The 24,534-nt window shown below is 62.7% G+C and carries 23 protein-coding genes; 10 read left to right on the top strand and 13 right to left on the bottom strand.

Features of this window, described 5'->3' with window-relative positions; translation table 11 throughout:
- The first annotated feature begins 108 nt into the window (after positions 1-108).
- The gene (locus tag VKV28_14905; GenBank protein ID HLH78091.1) at positions 109-1,197 is read left to right on the top strand and encodes a nitronate monooxygenase; all 1,089 of its coding nucleotides are present in this window, start codon (positions 109-111) and stop codon (positions 1,195-1,197) included.
- Between the two features lie 105 nt (positions 1,198-1,302).
- Here the strand turns inward: VKV28_14905 and VKV28_14900 are convergent, their stop codons facing one another.
- Together VKV28_14900 and VKV28_14895 are read right to left on the bottom strand one after the other, a co-directional pair.
- Positions 1,303-2,070, bottom strand: a complete 768-nt coding sequence (locus VKV28_14900) for an SDR family oxidoreductase (GenBank protein ID HLH78090.1) — start codon at positions 2,068-2,070, stop codon at positions 1,303-1,305.
- A gap of 37 nt (positions 2,071-2,107) precedes the next feature.
- Positions 2,108-2,821: a glutathione S-transferase family protein gene (locus tag VKV28_14895; GenBank protein ID HLH78089.1), complete on the bottom strand. Its 714-nt coding sequence runs from the start codon at positions 2,819-2,821 to the stop codon at positions 2,108-2,110.
- 226 nt (positions 2,822-3,047) lie between these two features.
- On the opposite strand from VKV28_14895, the gene VKV28_14890 reads away from it, so the two are divergent.
- On the top strand, positions 3,048-3,926 hold the full coding sequence (locus VKV28_14890; GenBank protein ID HLH78088.1) for an FkbM family methyltransferase: 879 nt from the start codon (positions 3,048-3,050) through the stop codon (positions 3,924-3,926).
- Positions 3,927-4,192: 266 nt separating this feature from the next.
- Here the strand turns inward: VKV28_14890 and VKV28_14885 are convergent, their stop codons facing one another.
- The 4 genes from VKV28_14885 to VKV28_14870 form a co-directional block, all read right to left on the bottom strand.
- The gene (locus tag VKV28_14885; GenBank protein HLH78087.1) at positions 4,193-5,890 is read right to left on the bottom strand and encodes a thiamine pyrophosphate-binding protein; all 1,698 of its coding nucleotides are present in this window, start codon (positions 5,888-5,890) and stop codon (positions 4,193-4,195) included.
- Positions 5,891-5,941: 51 nt separating this feature from the next.
- Positions 5,942-6,445 (bottom strand): VOC family protein, encoded by a 504-nt coding sequence (locus tag VKV28_14880; GenBank protein ID HLH78086.1) that lies wholly within the window; start codon positions 6,443-6,445, stop codon positions 5,942-5,944.
- Positions 6,446-6,523: 78 nt separating this feature from the next.
- The gene (locus VKV28_14875; protein HLH78085.1) at positions 6,524-8,659 is read right to left on the bottom strand and encodes an ABC transporter permease; all 2,136 of its coding nucleotides are present in this window, start codon (positions 8,657-8,659) and stop codon (positions 6,524-6,526) included.
- Positions 8,660-8,846: 187 nt separating this feature from the next.
- Positions 8,847-9,215, bottom strand: coding sequence for a VOC family protein (locus VKV28_14870; GenBank protein HLH78084.1), 369 nt, complete (start codon positions 9,213-9,215; stop codon positions 8,847-8,849).
- Between the two features lie 162 nt (positions 9,216-9,377).
- Between VKV28_14870 and VKV28_14865 the strand changes: the two genes are divergently transcribed.
- On the top strand, positions 9,378-9,878 hold the full coding sequence (locus VKV28_14865) for a GNAT family N-acetyltransferase (GenBank protein HLH78083.1): 501 nt from the start codon (positions 9,378-9,380) through the stop codon (positions 9,876-9,878).
- Positions 9,879-9,891: 13 nt separating this feature from the next.
- On the opposite strand, the gene VKV28_14860 is transcribed toward VKV28_14865, so the two are convergent.
- The 5 genes from VKV28_14860 to nadB form a co-directional block, all read right to left on the bottom strand.
- Positions 9,892-10,497, bottom strand: coding sequence for a hypothetical protein (locus tag VKV28_14860; GenBank protein ID HLH78082.1), 606 nt, complete (start codon positions 10,495-10,497; stop codon positions 9,892-9,894).
- A gap of 26 nt (positions 10,498-10,523) precedes the next feature.
- Complete coding sequence (locus VKV28_14855; GenBank protein HLH78081.1) at positions 10,524-11,360, bottom strand: S1/P1 nuclease; 837 nt, start codon at positions 11,358-11,360, stop codon at positions 10,524-10,526.
- 106 nt (positions 11,361-11,466) lie between these two features.
- A complete protein-coding gene (locus tag VKV28_14850; protein HLH78080.1) occupies positions 11,467-13,173 on the bottom strand; it encodes a L,D-transpeptidase family protein in 1,707 nt (568 codons plus the stop codon).
- Between the two features lie 324 nt (positions 13,174-13,497).
- Positions 13,498-13,899, bottom strand: a complete 402-nt coding sequence (locus VKV28_14845; GenBank protein HLH78079.1) for a RidA family protein — start codon at positions 13,897-13,899, stop codon at positions 13,498-13,500.
- Positions 13,900-14,259: 360 nt separating this feature from the next.
- A complete protein-coding gene (gene nadB / locus VKV28_14840; GenBank protein HLH78078.1) occupies positions 14,260-15,846 on the bottom strand; it encodes an L-aspartate oxidase in 1,587 nt (528 codons plus the stop codon).
- Between the two features lie 101 nt (positions 15,847-15,947).
- On the opposite strand from nadB, the gene VKV28_14835 reads away from it, so the two are divergent.
- The 4 genes from VKV28_14835 to VKV28_14820 all read left to right on the top strand — a co-directional run bounded on the left by VKV28_14835 (position 15,948) and on the right by VKV28_14820 (position 18,725).
- Positions 15,948-16,259 (top strand): hypothetical protein, encoded by a 312-nt coding sequence (locus tag VKV28_14835; GenBank protein HLH78077.1) that lies wholly within the window; start codon positions 15,948-15,950, stop codon positions 16,257-16,259.
- A 6-nt stretch (positions 16,260-16,265) separates the two neighbouring features.
- Complete coding sequence (locus tag VKV28_14830; GenBank protein HLH78076.1) at positions 16,266-17,042, top strand: sulfite exporter TauE/SafE family protein; 777 nt, start codon at positions 16,266-16,268, stop codon at positions 17,040-17,042.
- Between the two features lie 160 nt (positions 17,043-17,202).
- Positions 17,203-17,550, top strand: coding sequence for a cupin domain-containing protein (locus VKV28_14825; protein HLH78075.1), 348 nt, complete (start codon positions 17,203-17,205; stop codon positions 17,548-17,550).
- A gap of 11 nt (positions 17,551-17,561) precedes the next feature.
- Positions 17,562-18,725: an MFS transporter gene (locus VKV28_14820; GenBank protein HLH78074.1), complete on the top strand. Its 1,164-nt coding sequence runs from the start codon at positions 17,562-17,564 to the stop codon at positions 18,723-18,725.
- Positions 18,726-18,739: 14 nt separating this feature from the next.
- Here VKV28_14820 and VKV28_14815 read toward each other — a convergent pair whose 3' ends face one another.
- On the bottom strand, positions 18,740-19,372 hold the full coding sequence (locus VKV28_14815) for a hypothetical protein (GenBank protein HLH78073.1): 633 nt from the start codon (positions 19,370-19,372) through the stop codon (positions 18,740-18,742).
- A 246-nt stretch (positions 19,373-19,618) separates the two neighbouring features.
- Here VKV28_14815 and VKV28_14810 point away from each other — a divergent pair, with 246 nt between their 5' ends.
- Entirely contained in the window at positions 19,619-20,674 is a 1,056-nt protein-coding gene (locus VKV28_14810; protein ID HLH78072.1) for a hydroxyacid dehydrogenase, read from the top strand.
- Between the two features lie 136 nt (positions 20,675-20,810).
- Positions 20,811-22,094, top strand: coding sequence for a phosphopyruvate hydratase (eno, locus tag VKV28_14805; protein ID HLH78071.1), 1,284 nt, complete (start codon positions 20,811-20,813; stop codon positions 22,092-22,094).
- Between the two features lie 97 nt (positions 22,095-22,191).
- Here the strand turns inward: eno and VKV28_14800 are convergent, their stop codons facing one another.
- On the bottom strand, positions 22,192-22,893 hold the full coding sequence (locus tag VKV28_14800) for an SIMPL domain-containing protein (GenBank protein ID HLH78070.1): 702 nt from the start codon (positions 22,891-22,893) through the stop codon (positions 22,192-22,194).
- Between the two features lie 123 nt (positions 22,894-23,016).
- Between VKV28_14800 and proS the strand changes: the two genes are divergently transcribed.
- Entirely contained in the window at positions 23,017-24,471 is a 1,455-nt protein-coding gene (gene proS / locus VKV28_14795) for a proline--tRNA ligase (GenBank protein ID HLH78069.1), read from the top strand.
- Positions 24,472-24,534: the final 63 nt, after the last annotated feature.

Genomic DNA, 24,534 nt, shown 5'->3' with positions numbered 1-24,534 from the left:
CTCGCCCACCGGCTCATCTCCGAAGCACCGAAGGCGTCGCCCTGGATTGCCCCTATCGGTAGCTCGCCGCTTTGAAGGACACTAGCCTGCTTGAAGGAGATTACGGTCATGCCCACGCTTCATTCTGCGATCATTCGCGCGAACGAGTTTTGCTCTGCCAACAATCTTCGCATCCCCATCCTGCTGGCGCCGATGGCTTCGGCCTGCCCACCGTCGCTGTCAATCGCGGTTGCCGACGCCGGTGGCATGGGCGCTTGCGGTGCGCTGACAATGGCGCCGGCGGCGATCGAACGCTGGGTAGCGGAAACCAGGGCCGGCAGCCGCGGCCCCTTCCAACTCAATCTGTGGATCCCCGACCCGGCCCCGACGCGTGAGAGCGCCGCCGAGGACGCGGTCCGCGCTTTTCTGCGCGATTGGGGCCCCGAGGTGGCCCCGGCCGCCGGCAATACCGAGCTGCCGGATTTCGCCGCCCAGTGTGAGGCGATGCTCGAAGTCGCGCCGGCGGTTATTTCCTCGATCATGGGCCTTTATCCACCCAGCTTCGTGCAAAGGATGAAATCGCGAGGGATCAAGTGGTTTGCCACTGTGACCACCGTGACCGAAGCTAAAATTGCCGAAGCCGCCGGCGCCGATGCGATCGTCGCGCAAGGTATGGAGGCTGGCGGCCATCGAGGCGCCTTTGAGAGCGCTCAAGCCGAAGCCGCGATGGTGGGACTTTTTTCGCTATTGCCGGCAGTGGTTGATGCGGTCAGCGTGCCAGTCATCGCCGCCGGCGGCATCGCGGACGCCCGGGGGGTCGCGGCAGCTCTCCTCCTAGGTGCGTCAGCGGTCCAGATTGGTACCGGCTTCTTGCGCTGTCCGGAAGCGAAGCTGCCGCCGGTGTGGGCAGATGCCCTCGGAAGGACGCTACCAGAACAAACGTTGGTCACGCGAGCCTTCTCCGGCCGCGCCGGACGCAGCATCGCAACGGCCTATGTGCGTGCGGCCGCGGCGCCGGGTGCGCCGCGACCGGCCCCTTATCCGGTTCAGCGCGGCTTGACGCAAGCGATGCGTGATTTGGCAATCAGGAACAACGATATCGACAGGATGCAGGCGTGGGCCGGGCAGTCGGCCGCCCGGGCGCTCGCGCGACCAGCCAGTGAGGTCGCGCGCGAGCTTTGGGAGGGCGCTCAACTGCTTCTCGGGCAGGGCTCCTGAAAACAGGCTACGGCGCGAGCGGCCAGACAATCCTGGGCCGTTTCGCTTGGCGCGCTTCCTGACGCTTATCTTGGCTGAGGGCCAAAAAGGGCCTGCTACCCGGGGTTAATGCATCATGGCGCCGCCATCGACCAGGATGGTCTGGCCGGTAATGAAGTCGCTGTCAGCCGAGGCCAGAAAAATCACCGTGCCGACCAGATCCTCCGGCACCTGATCGCGCTTGAAGGCGCGATCGCGCAGATTACGTGCCCGTGCCTCGCTCATCGCTTCTAATCGGCTGCGAATGTTACCGCTGAGGGTAAGCCCGGGCGCCACGCAGTTGACCGCGATCCCCTCGCCTCCCAACTCGCGCGCCGCCGCCCGGGTCAACGCGATCACAGCACCCTTGGAGGCCACATAATGCAACTCGCCCGGGGGGGCGCTGAAGAAAGTGCTGGAGGCAATATTGATGATCTTGCCGTAATGCTGGCGGCGCATCACCGGCAACACCGCCTTGATGCATTCGAACGGTCCGCGCGTATTGACCGCCATCATCCGGTCCCATTGCTCCGAAGTGATGTCGCTCAGCGGCTTGGGCGTGTCCGGACCTCCTAGCCGTGCGGCATTGTTGACCAATACCTGGATGGCGCTGAAGGCAGCCACGGTCCGGCGCACCATTTCAGCAACCGCGGCGGCGTCGGTTACGTCCACCTGCATCCCGATCGCCTCACCTCCCGCCCGCTTTATCGCATCCACCACCGGCGCCGGATCGACGATGTCGCTTACGCTCAGACGCGCCCCTTCGGCCGCCAATGCGAGCGCATAAGTTGCGCCCAGCCCCTCCAGGCTGCCGGCTCCGGTTACGATTGCCACTCGACCACTCAGTCTTCCCATTTGATCTGCTCCATCGGCACGGGCCGAAACTTTGACCTTACCCGTCAAGTTCCGGGTAATGGCGAAAGATCCCTTGATTGTTGAACGGAATACGGCGCTCGGAAGCCAGGTAGGCGGCGATCCGCGGACGCTGAGCAACCCGTTGATGCAGGTCGAGCAACCGCGAGTACCGTTTGCCCTGCCGCTCCATCGCGCGGGGAAAGGCGAACTTGAGCCCTTCCACGATTTGAAACAGCGACAGGTCGGCGTAACTGGGCTTGCTCCCGGCAAGCCAGCGCCCTTGGCGCTCCAACACCCGCTCGTAGTAGCCCAGATGCTTGGGCAGGCGCAGTTTCAGGAAAACCTCGGCACGGCGCGCGGCTTCGGGCTTCTGATCCTCGTAATACAGGCTGGAGCCGATCGGATGGTGAGTATCGTGGACCTCCACCAGCAGGTCTGACATGGTCAGTTGAAGCTGATTGACCCACAGCCGGCCGGCCTCGGTTGCCGGCGCCAAACCGTGGCGAGCGCCCACGAACATCAAGATGTTAGCGGTCTGCCCGATTAGCAGTCGCCCAGCCTTGAGAAAGGGTGGCGCAAAAGGCGGATGGCCAGCCTCGCTACCGTTGAGCAAGCGCGTCAGCGCGGCAACCCCGCCATGGCGCTCATCGCGCGCGACATCGATATACTCGACCGCAACCTCTTCCAATGCCAGGCGCACAAATTCTCCCCGCCCCTGGATCAAAGGCCAGTAGTACAATTCGTAGGGCATGGTCGCAACCTTCCTCGGTTAAATGTGTTGGCTAACAGGGCATTGCGGTTTGCCCGGCGTCATCCCTCAATAACACTGGCTTAGTAGCAAGCGCCAGTCGCGAGCGTTCAGCGACCTTTACAGGGCCGCTCGCGCCACTGCTTCCTGCCATTTGCGCGGTGGGTACTGGCACGGGGATTTACCCTGGCGTCGCCGCGGGATAAGGATTGTGCCTCAGAGGAACGATGTGAAGCACGCCGACGTACAACCGCACATCGAGACGGAGACCACAAACGCGGCGGCGGAAGACTCCGCTTCGGGCGAGCGCAAGCGGCAGGAGCGGCTGATTTTCGACGTCGGAATGCACACCGGGCAGGACACCGACTTTTATCTCAAGAAGGGTTTCAAAGTGGTCGGGATCGAGGCCAATCCGCGGCTGGTAGCGCAATGTGCCGCGCGCTTTCGCTCCGAGATCGACCAGCAGCGGCTGGTTGTTCTCAATGTCGCGATCGCGCGCCAGCCCGCGACCTTGCCCTTTTACATAAATCTAACCCACAGCGAATGGAGTTCGCTGGACCCGAAGTTAGGCATGCGCGAGGGCCGCTTCGAGACCATCGAGGTACCCGCCGTCACTCTGGCCAGCATCCTCAACCGCCACGGCGTGCCCTACTACCTTAAAATCGACATCGAGGGGTACGACGATATCGCCCTGGAAAGCCTGGCTAGCACACGCATCAAACCCCGCTTCGTGTCGGTGGAAAGCCCGCATCTGTCGACTCTGGAATATTTACAATCGCTGAGTTACAGCCGCTTCAAGTTCATCAACCAGGCGCAAGTGCGAAAGATGCGATGCCCGCGGCCGGCGCGCGAGGGCATGTACGTACGCTACAAGTTCGAGTTCGGCTCAAGCGGCCCCTTCGGCGAAGAGAGCGTGGGTCCCTGGCTGAGCGCCGAAGAGGTCGCCCGCGCGATTAGCACCTATTGGGGCAATCCCAAGCTGGATCCGGCGGTTGACGGCTGGTTCGATCTGCACGCCGGCCTGGCCGAGACGGCTGATTCGGCACCAGCGGCCGCCGGCGTGTGGCGGCGGATTAAGGCGCGTTGGCGTAAGCCCCATCCGGGCTAGCGTCGCGTCCGATAGGTATCTGACCCGCGGCGCACGCCGGTCTCCTCGGACAGCTTGGCGAATTGCCGGCGCGCGGGCGGCCCCTCCCCACTAAGCCCAAGCCGGTAACGGTTTCTGCGGCAACGAAGCGCTCCACTTATTTGGGAGACGCAACACTAGCAGGCTTCACTTCGCGAAAAGACAGAACAAGCACTCACCTATTGCCGATAGGGATTGGGCGTTATACCCGGACGAACGTGGCGGCCACGTTCTTGGGTCGCGTCACTTCACTTGCCAGCCGCATGCTGGTGTGACAGCGCGGCCGCGCGCAACTGGGAAAGCGTGGTGCGCGAAGTGATGGCTTCCCCAGCCAGCGGCAGCTCCAACAGCGCCGCGCATCCCTGCGCGCGCGCCCGTGCAAAAGCGGGCGCAAACCCGGCGTTGTCCTCGACCCGTTCCGCATACAAGCCGTAGGCGCGCGCCAGCGCCACAAAATCGGGATTGCGCAGCTCGGTGGCGCTGACCCGGCCCGGATAATGGCTCTCCTGATGCATCCGGATAGTGCCGTACATCCCATTGTTGACGACCAGGAAAATCGGAGCCGCGCCATATTGCATCGCGGTCGCCAATTCCTGCCCGTTCATCAGAAAGCAGCCATCGCCGGAAAACGACAAGACCGGACGCTGGGGATAGATCAAGGCGGCCGCGATCGCCGCCGGGACTCCATAGCCCATCGAACCGCTCACCGGGGCCAGCTCAGTGCCCAAGCCGCGATAATGCCAGAAACGATGAATCCAGCCGGTGTAATTGCCAGCGCCGTTGGCAACGATCGTCTCCGCGGGCAACTGCTCACGCAGCCAGGCGATGAGGGGGGCCAACTGCAGCGCGCCCGGATTGCCAACCGGGGCCGTATAGTCGAGGTAATTTTGATGGGCCACGGCGGTAAACTCGGCCCAGGCCGAGGAATCAACCGGGGCTAGTTGGCGCAACGCTCGCGCGAAGTGTGCCATGCCAGAATTGATCGCCAAGTCCGGCTGATAGACCTTGCCCAGCTCTTCGGCACCCGCGTGCACGTGGACCAGTTTCTGGTGCGGGCGCGGCGCTTGCAGCAGGGTATAATTGGCCGTGCTCAGCTCATCCAGCCGAGTCCCGACCGCGACAATCAGATCTGCCTCCTTGACGGCCGCCGCCAGCCGAGGATTGGCACCGTTGCCCAAATCGCCGGCGTAACAGGGATGAAGATTGTCGAAATGATCCTGGCGGCGAAAAGTGGTCGCGGTAGCCAGCCGATTGTCTTCGGCGAAGGCAGTAATGTCGGCCACTGCTGGCTTGTTCCAGGTACTGCCGCCCACCAGCATCAAGGGCCGCCGGGCCTGGGCTAGCATCTGGCGCAAATGCTCCACATCGGCCGGATCGGGCGCGGCTTGCGTGGCGCGATAGGGTGCCGCATCGGCCACACTGACCCGCTCGCGCAACATGTCCTCGGGCAGCGCCAGCACTACCGGACCAGGCCGTCCGGAGGTCGCCACGCTGAAGGCGCGCGCGACCAGCTCGGGAATGCGCGCTGGGTCGTCGATCTGCGCCACCCATTTTGCGATCGGTGCGTACATCAGGCGGAAGTCGATTTCCTGGAAGGCCTCGCGGCCGGCCTGAGCGCGCCCGACCTGGCCGATGAACAAAATCAGCGGGGTGGAATCCTGGCGCGCGGTATGGATGCCAACGCTGGCGTTGGTGGCGCCCGGCCCGCGAGTGACGAAACAGATTCCCGGCCGCCCGGTTAGCTTGCCGTAAGCTTCGGCCATGTAGGCCGCGCCACCTTCCTGGCGACACACGATGAAGCGCAACTTATCGCGAACATCGTAAAGCGCATCGAGCACCGCCAAGTAGCTCTCGCCCGGGACGCCATAACCGATCTCTACGCCATGGATCAAGAGCTGCGCGACCAGGACCTCGGCGCCGCTGCGAGTGCCGGTATGCGTTGCCACGAATCGTCCGCGAAAACTGCTGAAGCTCTACGCTGAACCCGATGGCGAGCCTTACTTGGCCACGCCCTCGTGCGCCCACGCCGGCGGCGGCGCCAAAGGATCGGGTTCGGGTCCTTCGACCGCGAGATGGTCGGCGCGGTTGACCTTAATCACGTCGCGCCATCGCGGATTGTCGCAATAGACTTCCAAAGTATGACCGTCGGGATCCTTGAAGTAGACGCTGCGGGTGATGCCGTGATTGATCGTGCCCACGATCGGCACTTGCTTGGCGCGCAACTCGCCATAGGCACGTTGCAAGTGGGCCCAATCCTGCAGCCGGAAAGCCAGATGATAGAGCCCAATTTCGTCCTCGCGCGGCCCCTTGGCCTCCTGCCCGATTTCCAAAAACGCTACCTCGTGATGGTCGCGCTGCGGGTTGCACGACATGAACAACATGTGTTCCTCGGGGTAGGTCTTGACCACCTGCAGGCCGAGCACGTCGTGATAGAACTTGCGCGTCACCTCCAGGTTGCGCACCTTGAGGACCGCATGTGCCACTCGATCCGGGCATATCATGATGGTCTTTCTCCCGAACTTTGAGCTACGCGTTATATATCGCTTTTCCACCAAACGGTCGATGGCGTGGGCGGCGGGCTACTCATAGCGCAAGGCTTCGATCGGGTTGAGCAGGGCCGCCTTGCGCGCCGGATAGTAGCCGAAAAAGATTCCGATCGCGGCCGAAAACACGAATCCGCCGAGCACCGCGCTGGAGGACACCAAGGTCGGCCACCCAGCGATTACCGAAATGGTTTGCGAGGCGCTCACCCCGGCCACGATGCCCGCTACGCCGCCGATCACGCTCAACAGCAAGGCTTCAACCAAAAACTGCATCAGGATTTGGCTGCGGCGCGCGCCAATTGCCATCCGAATCCCGATTTCGCGCGTCCGTTCAGTGACCGAAACCAGCAAAATGTTCATGATCCCAATCCCGCCCACCAACAACGAAATCGAGGCCACGGTGGCCAGCAGCAAGGCCATGATACGGCTGCTACCCTCGGCGGCGGCGGCAATCGCGCTCAAATTGCGAACGTCAAAATCGTTGGGCTGGCCAGGCTGAATGTTGTGCCGCCGATGCAGGGTCGCGGTGATTTGCGCTATCGCCTGGGGAATCGCGGCCTGGCTGACCGCCTGCGCGAAAATGGTATGCACCCTGCCAATCAGTTTGGGCGGACTGCCGAAAGGGCTCATCTGGGCCGCGTCGGAGCTATAAATGGAAGTCACCGGCGCCACCGCCGCATAGGGATTAAGCACGCTGGGCGTGGCCGTGGCACTGGCGCTGACGGGCGGCGCCGCCACCCCCAGAACCTTGCGCTCGGCCGTAGTGAAGGGAATCATCGCGACGTCGTCCTGATCTTGCCCCCAGCCCGATTGCCCCTTGGCCTTGAGCACCCCGATAACCCGCACCTCAACATTGCGGATTCGAATGGTTGCGCCCACGGGGTTGTCGAAGCTGCCAAACAGATTTTTGACTACGGTTTGGCCCAAGACACAGACCCGCGCCGCGCGGGTGGCTTCGCGCTGGTCAAAGGGACGTCCAGCCACGATCGGCCAATTGATGATCGAGAAGTAGTTGGGGGTTACTCCTTGGACGTTGGTCGTCCAGTTTTGATTTCCATAGGTAACTTGCGCCAATTGCCGATCCAAATAGCTGACACTGGCCACCGCCGAATCTCGCTTGGCGATCGCATCGGCATCCTCCACCGTCAGGGTCGAGCTGCTGCCGAAGCCGGCGCGCACCCCATTGGAAGTCACCGCACCCGGCAACACTATAAGCAGATTGGTGCCCAGGCTGGCGATTTGCTCTTCCACCGCCTGATTGGCCCCCTGTCCCACCGCCACCATCGCGATCAGCGCCGCCACCCCGATGAAAATCCCCAGCATCGTCAAAACCGAGCGCATTTTGTTGCGCGCCAGCGCCCGGCCGGCCACCCGCAACACCATCAACCCGAACATCGGCACACGCGTTTCAGCTTGCTCAGGCTGGTCGGACACACTGATGGCGGCGGTGGCTTCGTCGGCCGATGCAAGTACTGGCGCCGGTGCCACATTGCGGCGATCCGAAAGGATTTGCCCGTCACGCAGGGTTATCACGCGCTCGGCGTAGGCGGCAACGTCGGCTTCGTGAGTGACTAGTACCACGGTCAGGCCGCGTTCACGATTGAGCCGCCGCAGTACTGCCATGATTTCGGCGGAGGTTTGCGAATCCAGATTGCCGGTGGGTTCATCGGCCAGCAGAATCGCCGGATTATTGATCAGCGCACGGGCGATCGCGACCCGCTGCTGCTGACCGCCAGAGAGCTGATTGGGATGATTGCTCTCGCGCCCACCCAAACCCATCAGCTTGATGGTCTGGCGCGCACGCTGGGCACCATGCTCGAAATCGCCCGAGTAATACAGTGGCAGCTCGACGTTTTCCAGCGCGCTGGTGCGCGAGAGCAGGTTGAAGCTCTGAAAGACAAACCCGATTCGGCGGCTACGAACGGCGGCCAACTCGGCCTCGCCCAGCGCCGCTACGTCGACCCCCTCCAGCCGGTACGATCCGGCGTCCGGTTTGTCCAAACAGCCGATGATGTTCATCAGGGTGGACTTGCCCGAGCCCGACGCACCCATGATCGCCACGAACTCGCCAGCCTCGATTCGAGCGGTGACGCCGCGCAGCGCGCGCACCTCGACATCGCCTAGATGGTAGGTCTTAACCAGCCCCTGGAGGTCAATTACCGGGTGCGCCATACTCTAGCCGCGTAGAGGGCACGGCTGGATACGCGCGGTTGGAATAAGTTTATCCAGTGCAAACGGTAATCGGCGCGCGCCGCCCCTCCTCGCCCCGTGCCAAGACGGCGCCGCTCTCCTTTTGGTTGACCCGACCCCGCCAGCCGCGGCTCCGGCGAAGCCGAAAATGCTAACAATTCCCCCGCTTTTACTCAGACCAGGTCATAATCTCGAAATTGTGACCATTGGGGTCCATGAAGTAAAAGCCGCGCCCATTTCTGCGATCGTTGATTTCACCGGGATGCTCAAAAAGCTGGTCGGAATAGTAATTGAGCCCCATTTCCTTGATCCGGCCGAAGATCGCGTCGAATTCCTGGGCGCTGACCCTAAAGGCATAATGGTTGGTGGAAAATTCGCCCCTCCGCTCGTCATAATCCAGGGTCAGGTCGGGACTAACCCGCACCATCTGAAAATGGGCGAAGGGCTCGACCTCCAACCCCAGCAGCCGCGCCAGAAATTCCGCCGATGCTTTGGGGTCGTGGGCCGGCACGATCGTATGATTGAGCGATACCGCCATCGTAGTAACCTCCCGCTGCGGCCGGGCGCCGCCGAGCAGAACCGTACCGTTGTTTATTTGTAGCGCCGGCTACAGGAAGCTTGCAAGCTAGCCCGCGCCGGGCTGAAATCAGCACGCTAAGGCAGCAGGCGTGGTACCAAGACTGAAGCAGGAGAAATCGTGATGGACGACATCGTTGTCTGCCGTGCGCAAGCAAGCGACCTTGACGGTATCATGCGGCTGGCGCTTGCCAACGAGGCGCAAGCCGGCGGCATGCTGACCGGCCATGTACCGCGCGAGCTGGTAGCCGAAACGATGGAGCGGATGCCGGTGATCGTGGCACGCCGGGCGACCGAGGTGGTGGCATTCGTGATTACCTGGGAAAGCTCCGCCAAAAGTGAGTCGCCGGTGGCGGCGGCAATGAAGCTGGCATACCAAGCCAAAGCCCCGGCCTATTTCCAAGGTCCGATTTGCGTGGCCCAGGAGCTGCGCGGCCGGCGCCTGGCCCAGGCGATGTTCAAAAAGCTGCGCGAATATCTTCCCGAGCATGAGGCGGTGTGTTTCATTCGCGCCGACAACACACCCTCCCTCAAGGCCCATCGCGCGATGGGGATGGAGGAGCGCGCCGATTTTCGCGTCCAGGGTCAGGACTTCAAAGTCTTGTCTTATCGCCCACCCAGCTAGCCGCGGATTAGCCTCACGTCGCAGGCGCGGACGGGGCGGCCTCGACGCGGCGATGGCGATGGATCATAACCGCGGCCACTGCGGCGATGGCCAAGGCGATCAGGCCCAGCACCACGATCAGCCACAAATAGCCCTCGATATTAGTACCGATGATCGCGGTGGCGGCCAGCAACAGACTGATCCAGATAAAGCTGTGATCCAGATGCACGCCGGCCAGAAAGCAGGTCACCGCCAACAGCAGCACGGTCATCAGGGCGGCCGAGTCGGCGTCCATCTGTCCCCATTCCAATTGCAGAAAAATCACCCGCACCGCCAGCATCGCGCCCAGCCAATGGGCCGCTTCGCGCAGCAGAACACGCCACACCGGCATCACCGGATGCCTGGTTCGCAGCGCTTGCCAGGTACTCACCAGGCCAAAGATGGGAAACATCGCGGTCCAATAAAAACGCGCATCCAAATGCGAATAGTTAGTCAAGAATAGGCCGAACAGGACCAGCGCGGTCAGCAGGGCGGCGGCCAGCACGCGATGCAAAATCGCCGCGCGCAGCCGGTGTCCGCTCCCCGCCACGGCCACCGGCGCGGTCTTGTCGATGGTCTGTTCCGATGTCACTTCAGCCATAGCTGTCCTTTTTCCGGAAAACTCGACTATTTCAGGTTCGCATCCCAAATCGAGTTGAGCAACGCCGCCAAACGGTATCCAGCCGCCGCCAGTTGCGCTCCCGCCAAGTGGGCGGATTGGTTCAAATAATCCTGGCTCAAAACCACGGTACGGCGCGGCACCTCGTAGCAGGAGAGCAGCGGGGCGCAAGGCTGGAGTGGAATGGCCAGGGGCTGGTAGACGGCGCTGAGCGCCAATTCATGCGAATGCCAGGCGATATGCGCGGCACTGTCGGGCCCCCAGTGCATTTGCTCGGCCGTGGGCGGATAGAGGGCTTGCAAGCGCCGGGCGCTCTGGGACGCATCGTTGGCTCCCAACTGAGTCTCAAGCTGCCAGACCACGGCATCGTCCCAGGCATTATGAAGGTTGCGTGCGCGCACGGGCGAAATCACTTTCTCACAGTTGCCGCCGAGATCGTGGTCGGTGGCGGCATGCAGGGGCTGGAACAGGTCACCCACCAGGTGAATTTCAAAGGCCAAATCGCCTTCGCCGCCCCAGCGATCGTAAACTTGGCTGCGCAAGCGCTTGGCGAACTGGTTGACCTGATCGACCACACAGGCCTCGCCTGGACATCGCGCCGCGATATCGGAGGGACGGTCCTGCAGGCAGAGATCGATGAAATGCCACAGTTCGCTGGCTGGATCCTCACGTCGATATTCGGTGTCCGGCCACACCGAAATACGAGCCATCGCGGCGGCCACCGCGCCGGGCTGATCCTGCAGACCTAGAATTCGCGCCACCTGTGCGCGGGCCGGCGCGCGCAACCGGTCAGCGGCGATCGAGGCCACTATCTGGTGCCCTTCTTCACCCCAAGCCAGCGCCATGCCAACCCAGCTCGCAAACATGAGCAGGGCCAAACACGCAGGAAGCCACAGCCTGCGCAACCAATTCATCCGATCCGCGGGAGCCCGCGTTGCCTGAAGCGCCATTTCAGCGGGTCGGCACGCCATTGCTCAGAGCGCGCTCCAACTCCAAATCGTAGCCATAAATGTCGTTGAAAAAGCGCACCTCGCCGCTGCGCAACACGAAGGCTGTGGTATACACGATCAGTACCGGGAGGGGCTGTGCAAGGTTGACTTGATAGGAATCGCGCTCTCCCTCCATCGCTGCCAGCACGTGCGTACGGTCCCAATTGCCGGGATTGTGGCGCAGCACCCAAACCGCCAGCGACACTGGATCCTGGACTCGAATACAGCCGTGACTGAAATCGCGCCGGCGGCGCGCGAATAGCGCGACCGCCGGGGTGCTGTGCAAATAGACGCTGTAGCTGTTGGGGAAGATGAATTTCACCAGTCCCAAAGCGTTTTTGGGGCCGGGGCGCTGGCGGACCGACAGCTTGCCCGAGCGTATCCCCGCCAAAATCGCGCCGTCCATCGCACCCGTGATGATCGCCCCGCTGCGGTCGACCACTTCGTAGCCATGCTCGGATAGATAGTTTGGGTTGCGGGCCAGCTTGGGTACCAACTCGGCGCGCTGGATGCTAAGGGGAACGTTCCAGTAGGGGCGGAAGACCAGATAGCGCATCGGCTCGGCAAAGACCGGAGTCTTGTGCCGGTAGGAACGGCCGACCACCACTCGCATCTGCAAGACATTGCGATAATCTTTGTTCCAGCAGCGAAGCATGAATTCGGGAATATTGACGATCAGCGGTGGCTGCGCGTAGGTCTGCGGAACCCAACGCCAGCGCTCCAGACTCAGCCGAAGCTGCTCCACGCGCCAGCTCAGTGGTACATTGAGCTGCTCCAGGGTGGCCCGGCCCAAACGCCCGTCGATATCTAGACCATGGCGGCGCTGATAGCTCTTGACCGCCGTCACCAGCGGTTCCTGGTAGATGGGAGGTGCGGTCTTAACCACCGCGTCGGCGGGCAAATCTCCCACCAGGCGCAACCGGCGCACCAATCCCGTCAAGCCGGCATAGGGTTGGCCGGGTTCGACGCTTTTGGCGGGAATCGGTAAGGTCTGCCCGTCGTCCGATTTGGCCAAACGCTCGTAGGTCTGAAGCGCCGCCAGAGTGCGTCGATAGGCCCAAAAAGGCGGTTCCAAAGCGCTCATGGCGGGTGCGATGGTCGCCGGTTCGGCGAGCACCACCCGGGTGCGCAGAAAGGCCGCCATATCGATTTCATTGGCACTGGGATCCAGGCCGAACTTCAAGGCCTGGGGATTGACCCGCCCCACCCGCAAGTCTCGGATGTAGCGCATCGCGCATGCCGTAAGCGCCACGTCGAAGCGTACCAACTCAGCTTCATCCGCCCGCGGCAATCGCTGGAAGCGATCAGACCAGCGCGGACCGTCGTAGTCGGCGGGCTCCAGCCCTTCGCGCTCGGCCTGCACAAAAACCGCCACAAGTGCCGTCGCCTGAGGCGTAACTTGGCCGTCGCGAACCCAGGCCAGTGTGTTGTCGCCACTTTGGTAAAAGGTCCTAAGCGGGGCTTCGAACGAGCGCAAGTCGGGTCGATACATCTCGGCGATCTGGCCCGAGGCAATCAGCTCCGCGAGCATCTTCTGCCCCGCGGGCGAGAGCGCTTGCGCGCGCGGCGGTGGAATTGGCGCGGCGGCTAGAGCTTGTGCCATCAGCACGCCGACCCCAAATCCCACCATCAGCACCATTCGGCCCAGCCGGCTTGGGAACGCAATCATATGTGTCATCGGCAAACGTAGCATCGGAAACAATTTACCAAGCCGTGACCATCCAGGCGCTCTGACCACCAAATCACTTAGCGGCCTAGCCCTTAGGAAAAGGGACCGGGCGTAAAAGAGATCAGAGGTCATTTTAAATCCTTCGCCATGCTCAAGATAAAACTTCGAATCTCTGCCATCAGCCGATGTGAGGCGGGAAATATATCGTGGGCGTTCTTCGCTGGGGCTCAGGATGACGGTGGAACTGCCGCCGCGCCCCATCTTATAACGCTTGCTCGGAATGGTCTCGACTTACTTTGCGTAAAGTTGTTTGCCCAACGCTCTTTAGGGCACCACCGCGACCGCCTCGATCTCCAGCAGTAGGTTGTCCTGCACCAGGCGGTTGATCTCGATCAGGGTATTGGCGGGCGGCGGCACCGGCAAATGGCGGTCGCGAACCGCGCGCAGCGTCGCCAGATTTTCTGCCACGTTACGCACGAAGCTGGTCATCTTGACGACGTGACTTAGATCGGCCCCGGCGGCGGCCAAGGCGGTCTTCAGATTGGTGAAGACCTGTTCGGCCTGGGCGGCGAAATCGCCCTCGCCGATAAGCTTGCCGTGCTGGTCCAGCGCAACCTGACCGGCGACGTAAATTGTGCGGCCACCGCTTGCTTCGACTACATGAGAATAGCCGCGCGGAGTTGACAGACCGGGCGGATTGATATGACGGACTTTGGGATCGCTCATGGGAATAGTTTCTCCTCGTATTTGGTTTGCAAACCGGGGCTTAATGGTTCGCCGTCGCCGCAGTGTTTTTCCATCGATCACCGAGCTGGCGGCGCACAGCACGGCGTCCTGCTATCATCGCAATTCACGGGCACGACGCAAGCCCACAAACCTGCGTCGTGACGCGCCAGTACCTCCTCGTCTGAATTCAGTGGAGAATCACGTAGAGCGTAACACCCACGGCGGCCTGCTTTGTTCTGGCCATTCGCGCGAGAATGACTACGCCAGCAGATCTATAGGCCGCCTCGACACCGCCTAGCATCGTGCAGTTCAGCTCGCGATGACTGCGCATCGACGCGTATTCGCCTCGCTACGAACGAACTAATGCGACGGTCCGAGCTGGCTGTCGTGGCGCCAGCTCTCGACGGATAGCGGATGGTCGCGATTGTAATGGGCGCCACGCGATTCCGTTCGTCGCGCCGCGCAACGCACAATCGCTTCGCCCACTGCAACCAGATTTCGCAGTTCAAGCACTTCGGGAGCACATCCGAAGCGCTGGTAGTCACGCTCAAGCTCGGCAGCCAGGAGGCACAATTCATCTTGCGCTCGAGCCAGGTCAGCGTCATCGCGCACAATCCCCGCCCGCGCCCACATCAGGTCGCGCAGCCTCTCAATTTGCGCCGCGATACGGGCACGCGCAGTCTCCTTCAGGGGGCGGGCAGGGGACAGATCGGGAAAGACGGGCGGATTACCGCCCAGCCGCGCCAACTCGTGTGGCGCCGCCATCGCCGCCCGGCGCGCCATCACCACCGCCTCTAGCAGTGAATTGGAGGCCAACCGATTGGCGCCATGCAGCCCCGTCATCGCGACCTCGCCCGCCGCCAGCAAGCCGTCGAGGCTGGTGCGGCCCCACAGGTCGGTGCGCACTCCGCCACACATGTAATGGGCCGCGGGCACCACCGGCATCGGCTCGCGTGTGATGTCGATGCCCAATTTCAGGCAATGCGCGTAGATATTGGGGAAGCGCTGGCGTACGAAGCCAGCCTCGCGATGGCTCACATCGAGCAGCACCGCGGGCTGGCCGTGACGCTTCATCTCGGCATCAATCGCGCGCGCCACCACGTCGCGCGGCGCCAGCTCGGCGTCGGAATGGTAGCGCGGCATGAAACGCTCGCCGCCGGGCAGTTTCAGAATCGCGCCTTCGCCGCGCAGCGCTTCCGAGATCAGGAAGGGCTTGGCACCCGGGTGGTACAGGCAAGTTGGATGGAACTGGTAGAACTCCAGATTCGCGACTTGCGCCCCGGCCCGCAAGGCTATCGCGATGCCGTCGCCGGTGGCGACTCTGGGGTTGCTGGTATGCCGATAGACCATCCCCGCGCCGCCCGTGGCTAGCATCGTAAGCGGCGCGCGATAATGATGGATTTGGCCGCTTTTCCGGTCCAGCGCATAGGCACCCCAGCATTGCGGTTTGCCATCGTGACCAGGCGCGATTAGCAGATCGATCGCCTCGTGAGCCTCGCGCCGCTCGATTTTACCTTGGCGGCCTGCCGCTTCCCCCAAAGCTCGCATCAGCTCATTCCCGGTCAAATCGAGCGCATGTAAAACGCGGCGACGGCAATGGCCGCCCTCGCGTCCGAGGTCGTAATGAACCCCGTCGCCGGAGCGGGTAAAGCGAACTCCCAACTCGATAAGCTCACGCACCGCGGCCGGCCCGTCACCGACGATCGCTTCCACCGCCTCGCGATGGCACAGTCCCGCCCCCGCGCGCATCGTGTCCTCGACGTGAAGCGCGAGCGAGTCGTCATCACCCCATACGCAGGCAATGCCGCCCTGGGCGTAATAAGTGTTGGCGTCGTCGCGGCCGGCCTTGGCGATCAGCGTAACCTGTCCCAGCTCGGCCGCGGCCAGGGCAAAGCGCAGGCCGGCCAAACCGCCGCCAATCACCAGGAAATCGCTGTCAAAAGTCATACTCCTGGGACTCCCAGATCCATTTTACGGGGGCGCGCAGGACCGGCCAACGCGGGTTCCGGCGGGTTGTTGTCAGCGGCCGCCACGGGCAAACTGGCGCGATGGCTGCTCGTGGATGGTTGCTGGGAGCTTTGCTACTGTTGAGTGGCTGCACACCGCCGGTCAGCGTCGCCTATCTGCCCGATCCGACTCTGGCCAGCCCGGGGTGGCGATGCCCCAGCGATCGGAAGTTTATCCCTCACGTCAACCCGCCTTGCGCCTGGGTTCCCGGCGGGTTGATGTTCAAGAGCTGCTGGGATCGCTATATCGCCGACATCAGCCAGGCGCGCGGCTGCGTGCGCAGTCCGGAAGCCAAGCAAAGCGTCCCCCTATCCATCCAGTCATCTACTCAAGCGGGCCGGGCTCAGGATTGATTGCCGGTGCATACTTTATTTTTTAGTCTGCGCCCGGTGACTCTCACGCTGATGTTCATGATTTCGTTGGTTGCCGGAATTGGAATCACGACCGTGGGACCGGGCGGCGTATTGATGACCATCGCGCTCTATGCCATGACCGGCATGACGCCCGCGCTGGTGGCCGGCACGTCGATCGCGACCCATATTGCAACCGCCATCGTGGGGACGCTGGCTTACCTGAAAACCGGCCATCTACGCGATTCGCTCACCCGGCGGCTAGCGTTGATTTTGGGCGCGAGCGCACTGGTCGGGACGCCGGCGGGAGTGTTTATCAACGGTCAGGTCTCCCATCGCGGATTCGGCATTCTGCTGGGACTGCTCGCGGCTGCCTTGGCGGTCGCGGTGTGGCGCCGACAGCGCCAAGCCAGCAGCGACGATCGCGCGGTTAGCGGTGCCACCGCGGCGGCGATCGGATTGACGGTGGCGCTGATAGCGGGCTTATTGGGCCTGGGTGGCCCGATGCTGACGGTGCCGTTGCTGGTGGCCGCTCATACCCCGATCCTGATGGCGGTGGCAGCTGCGCAGGCTCAGGCCCTGGCGATTTCCAGCGTGGGCACCATCGGCTACGGCACCAGCCGAGCGATCGATTGGCCGCTGGCTCTCTTCGTCGGAGTGCCAGAGATAGCCGGCGTCATGCTTGGGGCTAAGATTGCCATCCACGTGCCCGCCGCGCGGCTGCGCTACGCTCTGGCCGTGGTGCTGCTGGCGTTAGCACCTTACCTGGCTTTTCACTCCGGCTGACGCGGCACCGACAGATAGATGGTGCGAGGCCCTTAACGTGGCCCAAATGCCAAGCCAGAGGTGTGAAGATTGCCAAGCACGCCGGCTTCTGGTGTCATCGCGGCTATGCCGCCAGCGGCGCAACGACGCTGGCCGAGGCTGAAAAAAGGAGGCGCGCGGCGTGCCAAAACCCGAACTGGAGTTCCACATTCCCGATTCTTCGGGATGGGAGCGGCTCAACCAAACCGGACCAGGAGTCTATCAGAAGATCCTCACTCGCGATCCCGAAGTCGGCAATTACACTCGCCTGCTCAAATACGAGGCGGGCGCCGATATGCTAAGCGATGGTATACTTACCCACGACCATTGGGAGGAAGTCTGGATCATCGAGGGTTCGTTGACCGATGTCACCTTGGGCAAGACCTTCCCCGCCGGTTCATATGCCTGCCGTCCTCCGGGAATGAAGCATGGCCCGTATAAGTCACAGACCGGAGCGCTGATGTTCGAGGTGCGTTACTGGCTCAAGTAACACCCCAACCGGTGAAAAATCCTCTGCCCTGGTTGCGCCTGCTGATGCTGTGGCTGGCGGGCGTCGATCTCCGCGTAACCCTGGTCGCGATTCCACCGCTGTTTCCGCTCATCCATCGCGATCTGCGGCTCGACGAGACGATGGTGGCGATGCTGCTGGGCTTGCCGGTCCTACTGATGGCGAGCGCCTCCATCCTGGGGTCGATGCTGACCACCTGGCTGGACGCGCGCCGCGCCGTAATGATGGGGATCGCGGTCGTGGGCCTGAGCTCGGCCTTGCGCGGGGTGGGCCCTTCGCTGGCGATGCTGTTCGGGATGACCCTGATCATGGGCATGGGCGTGGCGTTGTTTCAGCCCGCGCTGCCAGCCCTGGTGTATCAATGGACGCCCGAGCATATCGGCCTGGCCACCGCGGTTTACACCAACGGCCTGCTGGCGGGCGAAGTGATGGGCGCGGGGCTGACCACCCAGGCGCTGCTACCGCTGGCTGGAAGCTGGCAGATGAGCCTGGCTTTGTGGGGGCTCTTTCCACTGGCCACCCTGGTGTTGCTGTGGACCCTTACCGGGCCACTGCAACGACGTGAAATTCTCCCGCGCAAGCAATGGTGGCCGGATTTCCGCGATCCACGAACGTGGCGCCTAGGAATCATTCAAAGCGGCACTTCGCTGGTGTTCTGGGGTGCCAACACCTTTTTCCCCGACTTCCTCCATCGCGCCGGCAGCACGCACCTGATCGCGCCAACCTTGGTCTGGCTAAGCGCAGGTCAGCTGCTGGCCTCGCTGACGGTGGCGCTGATGCCGGGCCTGCTGGTCGGACGCACCCGCCCGATTCAGTTGGCCGCAGTCGTGACCGGCGCCGGACTGGCGCTCTTCTTTGTTCCGCACGATTGGAGCCGCCTGCTGGGGGCGGGGGTGATGGGCACTTTTTCGGCCCTGGCCTTCGTCCTCATCCTCGCCTTTCCGCCGCTGCTGGCCGCCGACTCCGACGAGGTCCATCGCCTGTCGGCGGGAATGTTCACGATCGGCTACAGCGCGACCTTCCTGCTCACCCTGGCCTGCGGAGCGCTGTGGGACCGCACTGGAATCGCCGCCGCGGCTCTGGCCCCGATCGCGCTGGGCGTGCTTTCCCTGCTGATCGGCCCTTGGGGCCTGAACAACGTCAGTCACCGGATCTAGCCACACTCACGCATTTACAACTGCGGCGAATGCGCAATTAGCGGAACTGGCTGCTCGGCCGCGCCGTCAGGCCGCACCGGCGGCGTGATCGCTTTGGTCAGGGCGTTGCTTTTTCCGGCCTGAGTCAGCGCATAGTTGATCGCAAACTGCTGATCGCCTCCCGCCTGCACCCAGCGCGCCAGCTCGTAGAGCTGCGGCGCGTGCTCGTTTTCCGACATGTCGCGCAAAATCCGCACCGTTTCGGCCCGTGAGCTATCTTCCTGTTCGCGACTGAGGGCGTGATCCAAAGCGAATTGCGGATCGCCGCCATTTTGCACAAAGCGCGCCAAATCGGCGATCCGCGGGTCGTGCTGCAGCGTGGCCATGTTGCGCAGAATTCCAACTGCGGTGGATTGCCGCGATAACTCTTGATCATGCTGGCGGTGCAAAGCCCGGCTCTGGGCCTGGGTGTAGCGTGCCTGTGCATCGTTGCTCAGGATCCACGATTTATTCACCGCCACGGTGGATTGCGTCCCTACCATGCCGGTAGCGCCAGTACCTGCCATGTTCGCCAGCGATCCGACCTGTTCCACCGCCGGCGCTGCCAGCAAGGCGCAGCCACCCAACCAAAGCGAGATCGTGGGCCAAATAAGCGTCCTTATCCTCATGTCCTACCTTTCCGTAATTTTACAAATTTTCCCAATCGCGCGCTGTCCCGGGCCGAACTATCGCGGGCAGACGTTTGCAGCCTCGCCGCAAATTCAGGGATTTAGCCAGTGCTCTCTTCAATTAGGCCCCTGAGACAAGATAAGGGAAGAAGTCGAACGCCGATCTGGCGCCCGCGCTGACGCGCGGGCGTCGGCGATGGTAATCGATCGACGCGCGGCATTAACCCAAGCAAGGACAGGAGCGCGATGGCAGCCAAGCATGTCTTTTACGTTAAGTATTTGGCCGACCCGGTCTATGCGGAGATTCTCGCACGTCGGCCGGAAATCGCCTTGGAGAAGCTGGAGAACGGCAGCGACGAGGCCAGCGTCGACGCGGTCCTGAGCCGGGCCCACGTCTATCAAATAACTTCCTCCCGCGATGAAGTGGACGCCCGCTTTCACGGCCATAACGAATTGCTCAAGCGCGCCCCGCGCCTGCTGGCTATTTCCACCACCGGCGTGGGCTACGACACCGTTGATTTGGCGGCCTGCACGGAGGCCGGCGTAATCGTGGTCAACCAAGCCGGCGGCAATCGCGAGGCAGTGGCCGAGCATGTCCTGGGCATGATGCTGTGTTTATCCAAGCGGATTATCGAAGCCGACCGCGTGATGCGCCGGCAAGCGGGTGTGAGTCGCGCGGATTTCATGGGCCACGATCTGCACGGTAAGACCGTCGGCATCATCGGCATCGGCAATGTCGGCAGCCGCCTGGCCCAGCTATGCACGGGCCTGTTCGCGATGCGGGTGCTGGCCTACGACCCCTATCTTTCGCACGCAGAAATCTCCGCTCGTGGCGCGGAAAAAGTCGAGCTGAAGGAGCTTTTGCGCCGTGCCGATTTCGTTTCCATCAACTGCCCATTAACCCCCGAGACCCGCGGCATGATCGGCGCCGAACAATTCGCTTTGATGCCGCCCCACGCCTACTTTATTGCTACCGCTCGCGGCGCCATCTATGACGAGGCCGCTCTGGCCCAAGCCCTGTCAGCCGGTCGCTTGGCGGGCGCCGGGCTGGATGTGTGGGCCACGGAGCCGCCCCCGCCCGACCATCCACTACTACGCTTGGACAACGTCCTGGCCAGCCCGCATACCGCCGGCATCACGCATGAAGCGCGCCATTACATGGCGACCATCGCGGCCGAGCAGGTGTTAGATATCCTGGACGGCAAACGGCCGCCGCGCTTGCTCAATCCACTGGCCTGGCCCGCTTACGCCCAGCGTTTCACCGCGACTTTCGGCTTTGCTCCAGACCGCGCCCAAGAGTGAGATCATTTTACCACATCTGCCCGTCGGGCCGCGCCGGAAGCTGAGCATAGGAGCGTGGCGGCATCGTGGCAGCGCGGTTATGATGAGTTGAAAAGCGTGGTGGGGCAGAACCCGCCCAGTTCAGAGGATGGATTGCATGACTGAAACGAGCATCGCGGAGACCACCGCGCGGGAGATTCTGGATTCACGCGGCAACCCTACAATCGAGGTAAGCGTGCGGCTCCACGACGGCGCGCGCGGCACCGCCGCGGTGCCCTCGGGGGCTTCCACCGGCTCGCACGAGGCGCACGAACTGCGCGACGGTGACCCCAAACGCTACGGCGGCAAGGGCGTGCTTAAGGCGGTGGGCAACGTCAATAGCGTGATCGCTCCCAAGGTGCGTGGGACGGACGCCAGCACGCAGAGCGCAATCGATCGGACGCTGATCGAACTCGACGGTAGCCCCAACAAATCCCGCCTGGGCGCCAACGCGATTTTAGGCGTATCGCTGGCGGCGGCACGCGCCGCGGCGACATCGCGCAAGCTGCCGCTTTATCGCTATCTAAGCGCGGATGCCCACCTGCTACCCACGCCGATGATGAACATCTTAAATGGCGGGCGACATGCCGAATCGGGGGTCGACTTCCAGGAGTTCATGGTGGTACCCGCGGGCGCCAACAAATTCTCCGAAGCATTGCGCATGGGGACCGAGATCTTCCACGCCCTGGCCGCGGTCCTCAAGGCGCGCGGTTATTCCACAACCGTGGGCGACGAAGGCGGTTTCGCCCCCAGCTTGCGCAACAACGAGGAACCGTTGGAGCTTATCTCCGAGGCGATCGTCAAGGCCGGCTATCAGCCGGGCCGCGACGCCTGGATCGCGTTGGACCCGGCAACCAGCGAAATCTATCAAGACGGCAAGTATGTCTTCTCACGCTCGGGCGGTCAGACACGCGATGCCGAGGGGATGATTCGGCTCTACGCTGAATGGGCCGCGCGCTATCCGATTATCTCGTTGGAAGATGGTCTGGCCGAGGACGATTGGGCCGGTTGGGAGATGCTAACCGCGGAGCTGGGCGGGCGCCTACAACTGGTGGGCGACGACATCTTCGTGACCAATCCGGCGATCATCCGCCGCGCGATCGAGCGCAAGGTGGGCAATTCGGTGCTGATCAAGCTCAACCAGATCGGCACGCTGAGTGAAACGCTGGAAGCGATGAAGCTGGCCACGGGCGCCCATTACACCTGCGTGATCTCCCATCGCTCGGGCGAAACCGAAGATACCACCATTGCCGATCTGGCGGTCGCCACCGCGGCCGGCCAGATCAAGACCGGATCAGCCTGCCGCGGCGAGCGGATCGCCAAGTACAATCGCCTGCTCGCCATTGAAGCGGAATTGGGTACGCAAGCGCGTTTCGCAGGTCACGCTGTCTTTCAGCGCTAAGCGGTTGGCGCGCTGCCCGTCGTGGGGTATTTTCCTTTGCGCCAACTTGAGAAGGTACGGAAGGGGGCCTTAACCGCGCCGACGCTGCTCATGCCGCTCAGGGCTTGGCGCCAGCGATGCGGTAAACCAGCGCGACATTGGCCGAGACTGTAAGTTGGCCCGGCGCGACGGGAGTTTGCGGGACCGCCATCGCCATCGCGAACCGGGGTGTGGACTCAGGTATGCTCTCACCCGCTGTCGAAGCGCGCAGGATGGGACCTAATTTGACGCCTAAGGCCGCCGCTAGCGCACGGGCCTGAGTTTGTGCCGCGATTACCGCGCGCGCGATCGCCTGGGCACGCGCCGCGCTATCGTCATGCAAGCCGAAACTGAGCGAATTTATCTGATTAGCGCCCGCGGCCAGCGCAGTATCGATCAGCGCGCCTGCCAGAGCCAGATCTGCGGTACGTACCCGCAGCGAGTTGACCGCACGGTAGCCGACGATGTGGCTGGGACCGCTGGGCGGGTTGTCAGTCACCGGAAAGAGGTCGTAGCTGCCGCTTTGCACCGTGCCGTGGCTGCCCAACCTGTCGCGCACGGCGGTCATTACCTGTTGGGTCAGCTTCGCATTATGCTCGCCAGCGGTTATCGCATTTTTGCCTTGGGTATCCACCGCGATGTCCAGACTTAGCAGGTCGGGTGCGACGCGCACCTGGCCACTGCCACTAACATTGATCGTGGGACCGGGCATCGGCGGCACCTGGGCCACCGCCACCAGCGGCAATAGCATCAGCAGGGTGCTCAAGGCGAAAACTCGCATCGCAACTCTCTCCCAATCTGGAATCCCAAGGGGCGACAGGTAATTATGGTTTGCTCCCCGCCTTGCGCAAACGCAAACCCGGTGGAGGCCCAAAAGGTTCGACAACAGGCTTGGCAGGAGACTATGGCGGAGAAGCTGGAGAAAAAAGTTACCCCGCGCTCGCAGGATTTCGCGGCTTGGTACAACGATGTCATCCTGCGCGCCGAATTGGCCGACTACTCGCCGGTACGCGGCTGTATTGTTTTTCGACCCGACGGCTTCGCTATCTGGGAGAACTTGCGCGATGAGCTGGACCGGCGCATCAAGCGCACGGGCGCGCGCAACGCCTATTTCCCCTTGTTCATCCCGCAAAGTTTCATTCACAAGGAGGCCGAGCATGTCGAGGGCTTCGCGCCCGAGCTGGCCGTGGTCACCCACGGCGGCGGCAAGGAACTGGAAGAGCCGCTGGTGGTGCGCCCGACCTCCGAGACCATCATCAATCACATGTTTGCCCAGTGGATCCATTCCCATCGCGACCTGCCTTTGATGATCAACCAATGGTGCAACGTGGTGCGCTGGGAAATGCGCACCCGGATGTTCCTGCGTACCAGCGAGTTTCTCTGGCAGGAGGGACACACCGCCCACGCCAGCGCCGAGCAGGCCCAAGCCGAAACCTTGACAATGCTGGAGGTGTACCGCGGGTTTTGCGAAGAAGTCCTGGCCATCCCGTTGATCTATGGGCGCAAGAGCGCGGCCGAGCGCTTCGCCGGCGCGGTGGAGACCTACACCATCGAGGGTTTGATGGCGGACGGACGAGCATTGCAGTGTGGAACATCCCATTTTCTGGGCCAGAATTTCGCCCGCGCCTTCAACATCCGCTTCCTGGACGATAACAACGAGATGCAATTTGCCTGGCAAACGAGCTGGGGCGTTTCGACCCGGCTGCTCGGTGCGTTGATCATGGTGCATGGCGACGACCAGGGATTGCGCCTGCCACCGGCAGTGGCGCCGATCCAAGTCGTGATCGTGCCTATCTGGCGCAAAGCCGAGGAGCGCGAAATCGTGCTGGAAGCAGCGCGCCGATGCGCAAGCGACCTCGGTCAGGCCGCTGTGCGCGTCCATCTAGACGATCGCGAAGGGCTGACTCCCGGTTTCAAATTCAACGACTGGGAGATGCGCGGAATACCCTTGCGGCTGGAGATCGGACCACGCGACGTGGCCGCCGCCAACGCCTTGATCGCGCGCCGCGACCAGCCCGCCGGCATGGGCAAGCACAAGGTCGCCATGTCGGACCTGCCACAGGCGGTACGCCAGCTACTGGACGAGGTGCAGCAGGCGCTGCACACGCAGGCGGCACGGGCACTGGCCGACAATACCCATTCGTTCGACGATTACGGTGCATTGGCGCGTCGGATGGAGGGGGAAGGCGGCGGCGGGTTGGCACTGGTTAACTGGTGCGGTGAAGCGGCATGTGAAACCAAGATTCGAGAGGAGACCCGTGCCACCTGCAGGGCGATACCGCTTGAGCAGGCACCCGACGGGCCCTGTATCGTGTGCCAGCGGCCCGGCAACCGCGCCTACTTTGCCAAGTCCTATTGAGCTCACTTGGCTCCCGTCGCCGGCCCGCTGGGCGGCGGCTTCCAGCGGGTCCGACGCGCATGG

Source organism: Candidatus Binataceae bacterium (assembly GCA_035294265.1).
GTDB lineage: Bacteria > Desulfobacterota > Binatia > Binatales > Binataceae > DATGLK01.
Note: the sequence above shows the minus strand (reverse complement) of the source record. Positions and strands in the feature narration are given on the sequence as shown.